Origin of the sequence: Spongiactinospora rosea (assembly GCF_003315795.1) — a bacterium.
In the GTDB taxonomy this organism is placed as follows: Bacteria; Actinomycetota; Actinomycetes; order Streptosporangiales; family Streptosporangiaceae; genus Spongiactinospora; species Spongiactinospora rosea.
The window spans coordinates 59,541-72,516 of the sequence record NZ_QMEY01000018.1 but is presented as its reverse complement, the minus strand read 5'-3'; the positions used below and the strand labels follow the sequence as shown (position 1 = coordinate 72,516).

Here is a 12,976-nt window from a genome sequence, read left to right as displayed (position 1 = left end):
CCGTTACTTCTTCTCGCCGGGCTTTTCGTGCTTCCCGGGGTTGGGGAGCGTGTCCTTCTTCGCAGGGTTGGGTTTGGGCTTGGGCAGAGGCTTGGTCTCTGCCGGCTTGCCCTCGTGGTCGCCATATGTGGCGCTCATTTTTCCCTCCCCGTCCGAGGCCGGATGCTCAGCGTGACAATACGGCTACCACGCCGGGCCGACAATGACTTTCGCGTAAGATCCCTGCGCCTCTGGGAAACGACGTCATGGCGGACCTGCCCCGCTGTCCTTGCCGTCGGCGTTGCCGGGCTTCGCGGGGTTGCAGGTGCCCGAGGGAGCGAGCGAAGCGCACCGACAATCACCCGGGCATACAAAGGCGGCTAATATATGCGCTTCTATCGCAAGGCGTACCCGTATCAGGAGATTTCCGGAATCGGTTGATCGGTTTTTCGACGGGTCGCTACAGTTGGCGCTCCAACTTTGGGGAGTACGCCGTGCGCCGTTATCGTTTCGGCACGATTGCCGCGTTCATCGTGGCGGGTTATGTGGTAGTTGCGGTCACCTTGGGTGTTGTGACGCTCGTCACCGGCAAGGTCGACTTCGTGTGGTGGGCCGTCGTGCGCGAGTCGGCGATGGAAGGGCTCACCGGCAGATGGTGGGTCGTCCTGGTGCTGGCCCCGGTCGTGGCGGTGCAGGCGTGGGCCTACTGGCAGGTGCTGCGTGGCCCGGTACGCGGGGATTCGCCGCCTCGTGACCGGTGGGTGATGTTGCTGCGCTGGGCGATTTATCTGAACGTCGCCTGGTCCTTCGTCGAGTACACCGTGTTCCCGTGGACGTGGTGGCAAAGTGCGCTCAGTTCCGTCTGGCATCTGGGCACCGTCGTGCTGTTCTTCCTGGTGTTGCGCTCGTCGAGGTGGCTGCGGCTCGCCGTGCTCGTCGGGGGGACGCTGAGCGGGCTGGCCGGGATCACCGACTCTGTAGTGTACGGCCTAGGGTCCCCGGAAGGGCTCCTCTTCGTGACGCGATGGTATGACCTGTTCTGGCTGGCCTGGATGCTCCCGATCCTGGTGGCGCAGGTCAGGGACCCTCGCTGGAGCAGGGGCACGGTGGGGTTCGGGGTGCTCAGCGTGGTGATGGGCCTCCTGCACCCTTCGGCGTTCATAGTCGCGTACGGGTACGACCAGGTGCCCGTTGAGCTGCTGGTCTGGTCGCTGTTCGGGGCCCTCAACGTCTTCGGGATGATCTGGCAGGCCCGTTCGGCCCACGATCTCGCGAGCCCGCTTCCGGCCGCCCCGCCGCGGCGCGTCCGGGCCACGGCCCGGTGGTGGCCGTGGTTCGCGCTGGCCGTCGTACTGCCGATGGTGCCCGCCGCCGTCAACCTCGCCCGCGGGATGCCGTTCTGGCACGGACCCCGGGGCGAGATCGAGCGTTTCATCCGCGAGGACGGCGGCGTCGCCGCGGTCAGGGCGTGGTTCGCCCTGGACGTGCTCGTCGGCGTCGGCGTCCCCGCGCTGCTGATCCTGGCGGCGGTCCTGCTCCGCACGCGGCGCCTGCTCCGGGGGACGGTGCTGGTCCTCGTCCTCACCGCCACGGTGGGCGTGATCGGCGTACTCACCAACAAGCCGGACAGTTGGGACCCCATCCCCGGCGCACTGGCGTGGTACCCGGAGAGCCTGTTCGTCAGGGACCAGCAGATCGTGCTGACCGGCGGCATCTCGCCGCTCTGGTTCAGCGCCGCCCTCGCGGCCTCCGCGTTCATCCTGTTCCTGCTGTACGCCCCGGCCCCGGCCGAACGCCCGCGCCACCACGTACTCCTGGCCGCGCTCGCCTCGGCCGTACTCGTCACCTTCCTCCCCACCGCCGCTCACTCCCGCGGCCCGGTCACCACGGCGGCGGACTGCGAGCCGCGCCAGGACCAGGTGACCTTCCAGTACGAAGAGCCCAAGCTGACCACCGCGCAGCGGTTCGTGTGCAGGACCCGTAAGGACCCCGCGTTCAAGTACGTCGCCACCGCCCCCGACCGGGCGCTGCTCGCGCACGGCCGGCAACTGTGCGGCATCTACACGCGCAACGACCCTCAGGAGGTCGCCCGCCTGCGCGCCTGGCAGGGTCTGCAACGCGACGCCCTGACGTACCCGCTGGCCCCGATCTGCCCCCGCGCCGCCGCGGTCGTCAAGGCGGCGGAGGACGCCCGGAACAAGGAGTTCGCGGAGTGGGAGGCGGACGCCCAGCGCATGTGCGACGCGACTCCGCGCCACCGCCCGCTCATCAAGCCCGCGAAGGCGACCCGGGTCACGGAGCCGCAGCGGACGGACTACGGGGTCATGGAGGCGTACGGCACGCCAGAGGACGACTACGACCCCGCCGACATGAGCCTCCTGGACAAGGCCCAGGACAACGGCCTGGTCGCCGCCCGGCCCGGCCACGTGCTGATACTGACCGACTCCGACACCGACGTGTGCGTCACCGTGGAGACCTACGCCCGCCGCCCGCCGGTCGAGACCAAGGGCTGGGACCATGTCGTCGAGGTCGGCTACCGGAAGGCCGGGGGCTCCATCGTGCTCGCGGATCAGATTGCGGGCGGCGAGGGGGGGCTTCCGGACCTCGCGCTCGACGGCTACCAGGGGCCGTACCGGATACGCGTGCACTACGCGTGGTTCCCGTGGGAGGGCGAGCAGGGGGCCGGCCAGCGTCTGCTCGTCATGGCCTTCCCGGGGAAGAGTGACAAGGTCGTCACCTACCGCAAGCCGGGCCGCCGCCCCTGACCCACCCCCGAGAGCCCCTACGATGCGGGCATGTACAAGATCACGCTTGCCTTCGTGGCCGCGGGCACGGCCCTGATCGCCTGGGGGCTGTTCGTCCTGCTCTTCGATTCCCAGATCTGGGAGGGTATTCCGTTAGGCGAGATGCGAATCGCGTTCGCTCTGGACACGCTGGGCAAACCCGCCCTGCTCATCGTGGCGGGCGCGGGCGCGATGCTCGGCGGGATCGCTACCGCGACCCTGGCCCGGCGGGGCCGTGGGTGAGGGTGGCGGAAGCGGCGATGAGGCGGGTCATGGCGTGCTGGAAGCCGGTGCGCTCGGCGGAGGTCCAGCCGTCGGTGAGGGCGGCGAAGATCTCGTCCTGCCACTGGTGGGCCGCGGTCAGGAAGTCGCGGCCCGCGTCCGTCAGGGTGACGGCACGCCGGCGCGCGTCGGTCTCGGACGGGATCATGGCGAGCAGGCCGCGTCCGGTGGCGTGGGCGAGCATGCGGGACGCGCCTGACTGGTCGATGCCGAGCTCGGCGGCCACGTCGTTGACGGTCACCTCACCGCGCTCCTGAAGGGCGCAGACGGCCTCGGTCACCAGTACCTCGCGGCCCCGCTCGCCGTCGTCCGGCCCGTGCGCGCGCCGTGACCAGTGCCGGACGAACCGGAACAGCGCCTGCCCCGCGCCCTCGGCCTCGGTCTCGGCCTCGGCGAGTTCGGGGTGAGTGGACGCGAAGTCCAGCGCGGCTCGAAGATCGGGAAACCGGAGCGCGGCGGAGACCCGGTCGCCGGTGACGCGGAAGATCGTGGCGACCTGGCTCCACGCCTGGTCGCCCGGCCAGCGGGCGTCCTGCTCGACGACCATCACCCGGTCACCGACCGGATGCCAGGACCGAGCCCGCAGCCGGATCCCCGACCGCGTGATCCACTCGGCGAACTCCTCCGCCGTGATCACCCCCGCCCCCTTCGGCCCGTCGACCATCACCTGATCGGTCACGGCCGCCCGCGCCGCATCAGGATCACCCGTCTCGACGGCCTCATGCCATCGCCCGATCGCCGCTTCCGTACGTTCCATCACATCCATGCGATAAGCATATATGCAACACGCATGCGATCTTAACACCGGCCCTACCTGGCGAATGACCAGAAAATGAGCAGCAAACGGATTGTGGATCGGTCAGTGGTTACGAGACGCTGGCCCATGATCCTTCGGCGTCGCCGGGGATGCGCGCGGGCACCCGCCGTTGCCCCGGATCGAGGCCGGAGGGTGGGCCAGCACCGGCGAAATCGATGACCGACGGCGTCAAGAACGCCGCCTCGCCGGTTGAGCGCGACTTCAGACGGGACACCGATCAGTGAGAATCCTGAGAGCACGCGCCGGGCGGGCGTTACCCAGGCCACGTACGGCGACACCGATCCGCACGGCCCTCGCCCGTCCGCGCCTCAGGGGGCGGCGACTCACCGCCTCCGCCCTGGCGGTGACCTTGATCGCCGCCCTGGGGATCACCGGCGCGGCATCGCCCGCCTGGGCCGAGCCGCCGCCGCCGGAGATCAAAGAGAACGCCAGCGCTGCGAACCTCAGATTTCAGCCCGCCATGGACTATGACGAGGACGGCTGTTACGCGTCCGTGGCCATCGGCCCCGACGGAACCGTGACCCCGGGCCTGCCCCTCGGCGGGGCGCTGAACGGCGCCTGCCGCGACGCGTCCGATCTGGACAACAGCAACATGTACGCGCGTTCCCGGTGCAACACCAACGGGTGGTGCGCGCACATGTACGACCTGTACTTCCAGAAGGACCAGACCACACAACCCGGCTGCGACGTCTGCGGGCACACGCACGACTGGGAGCACATCATCGTCTGGACCAAGGACGACAGGCCCGAGTACGTCGCCACCTCCCTCCACGGCGACTACGACATCAAGAAGGCCACCGAGGTCGAGTTCCACGACGGCACCCACCCGAAGATCGTCTACCACAAGGACGGGGGCTTGACGCACGGGTTCCGCTTCGCCGATTCACAGCATCCGCTACAGAACCACTACCGCAGATGGCACCTCCCAGACCTGGTGAGCTGGGAGGGCTACCCCTCGACCAGAGTGCGGGACACCCTCACCCGACACAACTGGGGCAAGGCCACCTTCGGACTCAAAGACCAGGACGACACCTTCCGGAAGAACGTCGAAGAGGCCCACAAGGATCTGCCGTTCGACTTCAACCCCGCCGAACACCGCCTGCCGGCGGGCATGTCGGACCCGAACCTGCCGCCGCCCGCGCGCGAGATCCGCGTGATGGGGCTCGGGTCCTCCAGCGTGGTCGGCGAGGGCAGCACGCACGGGAACGGTTTCCGGGCCGATGCCGACCGGGGATTCGGAGAGATCGCCGATCGCAACGCCGGTGTGCCGAACCCGGGCTCCGATGCCTCCACGCCCCGGGTGGACTGGGTGGGTTCCCGCCGGGTGGGCACGATGGCGGATCGGGAGATGGAAGGCTGGGGGGGCCGTGTGATCAGCGAGATCGCCGATAAGGCGAGCTGTCCCGTCCGGACCTACCAGCCCAACCTCATCACCCTCCTCGCCGGCGGGAACGACGTCATCTATGACCGGATGGACGGTGCGATCGGCCGGCTGGAGAGCCTGATCAAGCAGGTCATGGCCGATGCCCCGGGAGTCACCGTCCTGGTCGCGGGGATGCAGCCCTTCCACGATGCCGCGCGGAACGCACGGGGGGAGGCGTTCACGGCCCAGATCTCCGACCTGGTGAAGCGGCTCGCGAATAATGGCCTGCACGTGGTCTACGCCGACACGACCGGCATGGACCGGGACGATGTCGGTTCTGACGATGGCATCCATGCCACCGACGAGGGCTACCGGAAGATCGCGGACGCGTTCGTGAAGGCGGCCCGCGAGGCGAACGACAGGAAGTGGATCCTTCCGCCGAACGCCCAGGCGCCGAACGCGGATTCCCATCCCTGTGGGATGGAGGACCTTGGATCGGGGGCCGAAGAAGTCGGCGAGACCAACCCGAACAAACTGGGGTCCGGCTGGGACGACCGGGGCGTCATCCAGGACGTGCAGTACCCCTCTTCGACCCGTTTCATGATGGTCGACATAAACAAGGACAGCAAAGCCGAATTCGTGACGGTGGACAAGGACCAGAACGTCCGGTTCTGGTGGAACAGCGGCCCTTCCGGAAGGAAATGGGTGCCCTTCGTCGAAGGCAAGCATTCCATCAAGCCCGACCCCGGCGCGGTCGGCAATCAGTTGCGATTCGGTGACGTCGATGGCGACGGCTTTCCGGACTGCATGATCGTCGATCTCACCGGACGCATATTCGTCCGCACCTGGAAGGGCGAGAATCCGGCCGGTTCGCGCATGTGCATGAAGAAGTACGACGGCATCGCCAGCGTATTCTCGGAGGGCTCCACGGGCGACCGGCTGAAGACCGACCCCGCCACGAAGATCCGGTTCGCCGACGTCACCGGGGGCGGGCGGGACGACTACCTGCTGATCCAGCCGGACGGCACCACGACCGCCTGGTACAACCGGGACTTCCAGAACAAGGACGGCCGCAAGTGGCTGGACTGGACGCCTCCGCAGAACATCAGCCGCGCCCTGAAGCTCCCCCGGGAGATCAGGTACGCCGACATCAACGGCGACAAGCGCGCCGACCGCATCCTGATCACCGCCAATGGCGGCGCGCGGGCCTGGATCAACGAAGGGGCCAAGGGCGCGGGCGGAAAGCTGCGCGACATCGGAAGAATCGCCGGTGACGCCGAGGTTCCCCCCAAGGACGTCCAGTTCGCCGATATCGACGGAGACGGCAAGGCCGACTTCCTGCGCATCGGCTGGACCGGCGTCACCCACGCCTGGCTCAACAAACTGCCGCCGAACTACTTCGACACCTTCCACCCCTAACAAATTCCGTGTCGTGTCGCCGACGCGGCTCAGGAGGGCTCTTCGGGGAGGACCGGCTGCAGGTAGTGGTCGTGGATGACCGTTTCGATGAGTTTGAGGTCGCCGCCGGCCAGGGCGTCGATGACGTGGCGGTGGCGGGCGACGGCCTCGGGCATGGCGAGGTGCCGGCGGTCCAGGGAGGAGCGCATCAGGGCGTACATATGGCCGTTCATGGTGCTCCACAGGTCGCCGAGGCGGCGGCGGCCGGAGGCGCGGACGATCTCGTGGTGGAAGCGGGTGTCGATGTCGACGAGTTCGAGTATGTCGCCGGCCTCGGCGGCGGCGGCCATCTCCTCGATGATGCGTTCGAGGCGGGCGAAGAAGCCGTCGGGCAGGCGGGCCAGGGCGTCGCGGGCCGCCGCGGTTTCGAGGACGCAACGGGCGTAGCAGATGTCGTGGATGTCCTCGGGTGACATCCGGGTCACCATCGTGTAGCGGCGCGGGCTGATGTCCACCAGGCCCTCGTTCTGGAGGTCGCGCAGGGCCTGGCGGACGGTGGCGCGGCTGACGCCGTAGTCGTCGGCGATGCCCGCCTCGACCAGGCGGGTGCCCGCGGGCAGCTCGTTGTTGAGGATCTTCCGGCGCAGCGCGAGCCGTACCGTGTCGGGGAGGGACAGGTGCTCGATCACCGCGGCCTTGCTCCTCTCATCCGGGCTCCTCTCATCCGGGCTCCGATGAGCGCGTCCACGGACCGGCCGGCCGAAAGGCTCATTGCAGGCTCCGCAGCATTCCGCCGTCGCAGGCGACGGTCGAGCCGGTGACGTACGAGGCCGCCGTGGAGGCGAGGAACGCGACCACCGCCGCGAACTCCTCGGGCCTGCCGTACCGGCCGGCCGGGATGGTCGCCTGACTGCGCGCGCTCACCTCGGCGGCCGGGACGCCCTCCCTGGCCGCCGCGCCCTCGTCCAGGGCGGCGACCCTCGGAGTGGCGATCCGGCCGGGCAGTACGCCGTTGACGGTGACGCCGTCGGCGGCGACCTCGTGGGAGACCGTCTTGAGCCAGGCGGCGAGCGCGGAACGGCCGGCGTTGGAGTACGCCAGCGCCGGGATCGGCTCCCGCACGCCCGACGACAGCACCGCGACGATCCGGCCGAAGCCGCGTTCGCGCATGCCCGGCAGCAGCCGCGTGGCCAGCTCGATCGGTGTCACGGACAGCATCTGGAAGGCCGATCGCCAGGCGTCCGGGCTGGTCGCGCCGGGCGGGACGGCGGGCGGGCCGCCCGCGTTCAGCACCAGGACGTCCACGTCACCGGCCGCCGCCGCCACTCGGTCGGCCGCGCCCGGATCGGTGGCGTCGGCGGCCACGACCCGCGGCCTGACCCCTGTGGCCTGAGCGATCTCGGCGGCCGTCCCGGCCAGCCGTTCCTCGTCCCTGGACCACAGCAGCAGCTCCGCGCCCTCGGCGGCCAGCGCGTGCGCGATGGCCCGGCCGAGGCCGGAGGTCGCGCCGCCGACCAGCGCCCGGCGGCCCTTCAGCCCGAGGTCCATCTACCCGACCTCCAACTGGTCGGGACCGGGCGTGAGGCCGACGCGGGCCAGCACGTCGTCCAGCTCGGCGACGGTCACCGCGTCCAGCGCCGCGCCCCGGGTGCGCGCGGTGGCCAGCGCGCCGCGCCTGCGCAGCACCTCCTTGCGCACGGCGAGCCCGATGCCGGGCTGGCCCTCGAAGGCGATGTAGGGCAGGTAGCGGTCGAAGACGCGGGCGGCGCGGGCCCGGTCGCCCGCCTCGACGGCCTGACGTACCGCCCGGAGGATCTCCGGGAAGGCGAACCCGGTCATCGTCCCGGCCGCGCCCCTGGTCAGCTCGCTGTAGGCGGACACGCCGCCGAGCCCGCCGAACACCGTCAGCTCCGGGGCCGCCGCCAGCAGCTTGGTGATCTTGGGCGGGGTGGGCGGGTCCTCCAGCTTGACCACGTCAGAACCGGCCGCCTCCAGCATGGCCAGCAGCGCCGACACCGGGATCTTGACGCCGGTGGCGTTCGGCTCGTCCTGCACGATGACCGGTACCGGGCTGCCCGCGCAGGCCCGGGCGAAGAACGGGGCGAGGCCGTCCACGTCGGCGGCGAGCGGCGGCGCGGCGACCATGACCCCGGCGGCCCCGTGGGCGGCGGCCCGGCGGATTCGCTCGGCGACGAGCGTCGTGGCGGCGGCCGAGCACCCGGCCGCGAACGGCAGCCGCCCGCCGGCCGCCTTGGACACGGTGGCGAGCACGCGTTCGCGCTCGTCGTCGGTCAGGCTGGTGACCTCGCCCATCACGCCCAGGATGGTGACGCCGTCGGCGCCCCAGGCGGCGGCCAGTTCCACCGTGCGGGCCAGGCTCGCGGTGTCCAGCGACCCGTCCTCGTCGAACGGCGTCGGGACGATGTACCACGTGCCGTGGAATGCCGTCATTCCTCAGTACCCCTTTTCCCTGTCGAAGACGTTGCGCAGCGGGCGGCCGTCCAGCCACCTGCGCAGGTTGTCGGTGAACAGCTCGGTCAGCAGGGCGTTCTCGGCGTCCACGGTGGAGGCCGAGTGCGGGGAGACGATCACGTTGTCCATCGCCCACAGCGGCGAGCGGGCGGGCAGCGGCTCCTCGGCGAAGACGTCCAGGCACGCCCCGCCGAGCCGGCCGGACGACAGCGCGTCCGCCAGGGCGGGCTCGTCGATGACCGGTCCCCTGGCGATGTTCACCACGACCGCGCCGGGCGCGAGCGCGGCCAGTTCGGCGGGCCCGATCAGGCCGTGCGTCTCGTCGGTCAGCGGGCAGGCCAGTACGAGCGCGTCCGCGCCGGTCAGCGCCTCGCGGATCTCGGTGAACGGCCGGACCTCGGTGAGGCCCGGCACGTCGTACTCGCGGCCCGGCCGGCCGACCCCCACCACCCGTGCGGAGAGGGCGGCGAACACCTCGGCCACCCGGCGGCCGATCCCGCCGAGCCCGACCACCACCACCCGGCTCCCGGCCAGCGAGCGGGTCGTGTAGCGCTCCCAGTGCCGCCGCGCCTGCCAGCGCCGCAGGTCAGGGATGCCCTTGACGAAGTGCAGCACGCCCATCAGGGCGAACTCGGCCAGCGGCCCCGCGTGCGTGCCCGCCGCCGTGGTGAACACCAGGCCGGAACCGGCGAGGCCGTGCCGCTCGACGAACTGGCCGATGCCCGCGCTGGTGGCCTGCACCCAGCGCAGCCCGGGGCAGTTGGCGGGCATCCGGGCCGGTTCCCACCAGTCGAAGTCGAAGCTGACGTCGGCCTGGGCGAGCAGGTCGCGCCAGCGCCGCGACTCCGGCTCGGCGAGGTCGGGCCGGACGCCGCCGTGGTCGGCGGTGTAGCGGGGGGTGGGCAGCAGGTCCGGTTCGTACAGCACCTCCACCCGGGGGTCGGTGGCGGCGATGGCCTTGACGTGCTCGGTTTCCAGGGGCGAGGCGATGAGGACCTTGAGACTCAACGGAGATCCTTGGATTGTCGACAATCGACGATGGGCCTGGACAGTAGCACCCTTCCCCGGTCTCGCTCCAGCCCCCGCCATGACTTTTCTCAGGCCAGTGCATCGAGCGCGGCCTGTTGCGCGGCGCTCAGCCGGTCGGGGAGCGGGGTGAGGGCGTAGGCGGCGGTAGGGGTGCGGTGGAGGGTGAAGGGGTCGGCGATCACCGGATGGCGTTCGATGGCCTCGATGGCGTCCGCGAGGCCGGCCACCGGCAGGTCCAGGGCGGTGGACAGCTCCGGCAGGGTCAGGGGGCGGGCGGTGTGGGCCAGGGCGGCGATCAGGGTGAGGGCGTCGGCGGTGGCGTGGTCGCTGATGGCGCTGCCGCCCATCGCCGCGCTGACCTGGCCGAAGAAGCGGCTCATCTGGGTCAGGCGGGCCGCCGCGGGGGTGCCCGGCCCCATGAGCGCGGCGCCGCGCCGGGCGGCGGCCGCCACCTCGTCGTGGACGCGGGTGTCGGTACGCCAGGCGCGGGTCCAGGCGTCTTCGCCGATCAGGTACCGTTCGCGGCGGCCGCCCGGCACCGGCTCGCGGGTGACCAGTTCCATGGTCTCCAGGTAGGCGACGGTCTTGGACACCGACGCGGGGCTGACCCGTAGCCGGCGGACGAGTTCGGTGGCGGTCAGTCCGGCGGCGTCCGCGGTGAGCAGGCAGGCGAACACCCGTGCGGCCATCCGGGACAGCCCGGTCCCGGCGAGCAGGGCCGCGAACCCTTCGACGAACTCCTGCACCGGACCGGCGGCCGGGGTCTCCCTGGCCGGGGCGGGGCCGCGGCGGCGGGCGCGGGCGCCGGTGGCCCGCTGGGCACGGTCGGCCGTGTAGCCGCCGGGGCCGCCGTTGCGCGCGACCTCCCGGCTGACCGTGGACGTCGGCCGGCCCAGCCGCCTGGCGATCTCGGCGTACCCGGCCCCCTCGGCCAGCCAGGCCGCGATGGACCGGCGATCGTCGTGGGACAGCCTGCCTCCGGGCATCGAACCCTCCTGTTCGTCCGGCTCCCAGTGTGGCGTTCACGGGCAGCACATTGCAACGGAGTATTGCATTAATCGGCAGAGCCATTGCAATTATCAATGGTAGTTTATTGACGAATATGGAAACGCAACGTAGCCTTTCCCTGTTTTGAAACAGCAGGAAGGGACGACGAGCATGCATGTCATGGCGATTTCCACGGTCACGGACCAGGACGGGTTCTGGGACGCGCTGAAGCAGGCGTACGGCAGGCTGCCGGGCCAGGCCCGGTGGGCTCTGGCCGTGGCGAGCACCGACGGCACCCGGGCGGTCAACGTCATCGTCCACGACTCGGTGGCGGGCGTGCGGGCGTTCATGGAGGAGTACGCCGGCCCCTTCGCCGACACCGACTACGTCCAGGCCGACGCCGCCAACGCGGTCGGCCTGCCGGAGTAGCGCCCATGGACCTGACCCGCGTACGCGCGCGGACCGCCGAGCTGCTGGCGGAGTACCGGATCCCGAGCGCCGTGATCGGCGTCCTGCGCGACGGCGAGGTCACCGTGGTCGCCGAAGGCGTCAAGGACGTCCGGACCGGCGCGCCCGCCACCACCGAGACGATCTACCAGCTCGGCTCCATGACCAAGACCTGGACCGCGCTCGCCTTCATGACCCTGGCCGACGAGGGCAAGGTGCACCTGGACACGCCGGTCCGCGCCTACCTGCCCGGCTTCCGGGTCGCCGACCCGGAGACCACCGCCAAGGTCACCCCGCGCCACCTGCTCGACCACACCAACGGCATCGAGGAGAGCTTCGGCGACCCCGGCGAGGGCGACGACGTGCTGGAACGCATGGTCGCGGGCATCGCCGCCGCCCCGCAGGTCCACCCGCTCGGCCGCACCCACGGGTACAGCGCGGCCCTCGGCTACGCGATCCTCGGCCGGATCATGGAGGTCATCGAGGGCGCGCGGTGGGACGACATCATGCGCGACCGCCTGTTCGGCCCGCTCGGGCTGACCGGCACGAGCACCCGCCCCGGCCAGGTGGACCGGGGCCGGGCCGCCACGGGGCACATCGTCCGCTCCCGCGCGGAGGGGCCGATTCAAACACCGCTGCCGTACCTTCCGCGCGCCTTCGGCCCGGGCGGCAACGTCAATTCCACGGCCGGGGACGTGCTCGCGCTCGCGCACGTTCTCCTCAACGGCGGAAAGGCCCCGGACGGCACCCGGATCGTGTCGCCGGCGGCCGTCGCGGAAATGACCCGGTCGCGAGTGCCGGTACCCGATCCGTATATGTTCGGGCCGGAATGGGGGCTTGGCCTGATCGTGTGCGACTGGCACGGCGTTCCCGTTTACGCGCACGACGGCAGTACGGTCGGCCAGAACGCCCGGCTGCGCATTCTCCCCGATTCCGGCGTCGCACTGACAATGCTCACGAACGGCGGCCCGCGCGAGCCCTTCTATCGCGAGGTGTTCAACGAGATCCTTACCGAACTGGGCACGGTCACCATCCCCGGCCTGCCGAAACCCGATCCGGCCGGGGCGCGCGACCTTTCCGCGTACGTCGGCGTCTATGAACGTCCCGGCATCCGCTACGAGGTGACGGCGGAAGACGGACGGCTGTATCTCACGTTCGCGATGAACGCGATGGAGGCGCGGTACCTCGGCAAACCCGAAAGGATCACACGCGAACTGCTGCCGGTCGGCGAAACGCACTTCCTGATGCCCTCCGATGATCCGCTGGAGGACACCCAGACCGTCGCGATCTACGACTTCACGGACGGTGGAACGGCACGCTACCTGCACACCAATTGCCGGGTCACCCCGAGGACCGGCTGATCCACGACCGCCGTATCCGTCTGTTAACACGGCGGACGGCCGATGTTAACTGCCACAC

At 70.4% G+C, this 12,976-nt stretch carries 12 protein-coding genes; 5 read left to right on the top strand and 7 right to left on the bottom strand.

What is annotated here, in order from left to right; translation table 11 throughout:
- Positions 1 to 3: 3 nt before the first annotated feature.
- On the bottom strand, positions 4 to 138 hold the full coding sequence (locus DP939_RS48900) for a hypothetical protein (protein ID WP_263972358.1): 135 nt from the start codon (positions 136 to 138) through the stop codon (positions 4 to 6).
- A gap of 413 nt (positions 139 to 551) precedes the next feature.
- Between DP939_RS48900 and DP939_RS31480 the strand changes: the two genes are divergently transcribed.
- Entirely contained in the window at positions 552 to 2,744 is a 2,193-nt protein-coding gene (locus DP939_RS31480) for a hypothetical protein (protein WP_113984472.1), read from the top strand.
- A 30-nt stretch (positions 2,745 to 2,774) separates the two neighbouring features.
- Positions 2,775 to 3,005: a hypothetical protein gene (locus tag DP939_RS31475; protein WP_113984471.1), complete on the top strand. Its 231-nt coding sequence runs from the start codon at positions 2,775 to 2,777 to the stop codon at positions 3,003 to 3,005.
- Here the strand turns inward: DP939_RS31475 and DP939_RS48155 are convergent.
- Positions 2,971 to 3,801 (bottom strand): MarR family transcriptional regulator, encoded by an 831-nt coding sequence (locus tag DP939_RS48155; RefSeq protein ID WP_225878616.1) that lies wholly within the window; start codon positions 3,799 to 3,801, stop codon positions 2,971 to 2,973. The two genes, DP939_RS31475 and DP939_RS48155, sit on opposite strands and share 35 nt — an antisense overlap.
- A gap of 280 nt (positions 3,802 to 4,081) precedes the next feature.
- Between DP939_RS48155 and DP939_RS31465 the strand changes: the two genes are divergently transcribed.
- Positions 4,082 to 6,643: an NPP1 family protein gene (locus DP939_RS31465; protein WP_113984470.1), complete on the top strand. Its 2,562-nt coding sequence runs from the start codon at positions 4,082 to 4,084 to the stop codon at positions 6,641 to 6,643.
- A 29-nt stretch (positions 6,644 to 6,672) separates the two neighbouring features.
- Here the strand turns inward: DP939_RS31465 and DP939_RS31460 are convergent, their stop codons facing one another.
- From DP939_RS31460 to DP939_RS31440, 5 genes are all read right to left on the bottom strand, one after another.
- Positions 6,673 to 7,311 (bottom strand): GntR family transcriptional regulator, encoded by a 639-nt coding sequence (locus DP939_RS31460; RefSeq protein WP_113984469.1) that lies wholly within the window; start codon positions 7,309 to 7,311, stop codon positions 6,673 to 6,675.
- Between the two features lie 79 nt (positions 7,312 to 7,390).
- On the bottom strand, positions 7,391 to 8,170 hold the full coding sequence (locus DP939_RS31455; protein WP_113984468.1) for an SDR family oxidoreductase: 780 nt from the start codon (positions 8,168 to 8,170) through the stop codon (positions 7,391 to 7,393).
- Positions 8,171 to 9,073 (bottom strand): dihydrodipicolinate synthase family protein, encoded by a 903-nt coding sequence (locus DP939_RS31450; protein ID WP_113984467.1) that lies wholly within the window; start codon positions 9,071 to 9,073, stop codon positions 8,171 to 8,173.
- A 3-nt stretch (positions 9,074 to 9,076) separates the two neighbouring features.
- Entirely contained in the window at positions 9,077 to 10,102 is a 1,026-nt protein-coding gene (locus tag DP939_RS31445; RefSeq protein ID WP_199565541.1) for a D-2-hydroxyacid dehydrogenase, read from the bottom strand.
- An 89-nt stretch (positions 10,103 to 10,191) separates the two neighbouring features.
- Positions 10,192 to 11,109 (bottom strand): GbsR/MarR family transcriptional regulator, encoded by a 918-nt coding sequence (locus tag DP939_RS31440; protein ID WP_113984465.1) that lies wholly within the window; start codon positions 11,107 to 11,109, stop codon positions 10,192 to 10,194.
- Between the two features lie 181 nt (positions 11,110 to 11,290).
- Between DP939_RS31440 and DP939_RS31435 the strand changes: the two genes are divergently transcribed.
- The gene (locus DP939_RS31435) at positions 11,291 to 11,539 is read left to right on the top strand and encodes a hypothetical protein (RefSeq protein WP_199565540.1); all 249 of its coding nucleotides are present in this window, start codon (positions 11,291 to 11,293) and stop codon (positions 11,537 to 11,539) included.
- A gap of 5 nt (positions 11,540 to 11,544) precedes the next feature.
- Positions 11,545 to 12,918, top strand: a complete 1,374-nt coding sequence (locus DP939_RS31430; protein ID WP_113984463.1) for a serine hydrolase — start codon at positions 11,545 to 11,547, stop codon at positions 12,916 to 12,918.
- Positions 12,919 to 12,976: the final 58 nt, after the last annotated feature.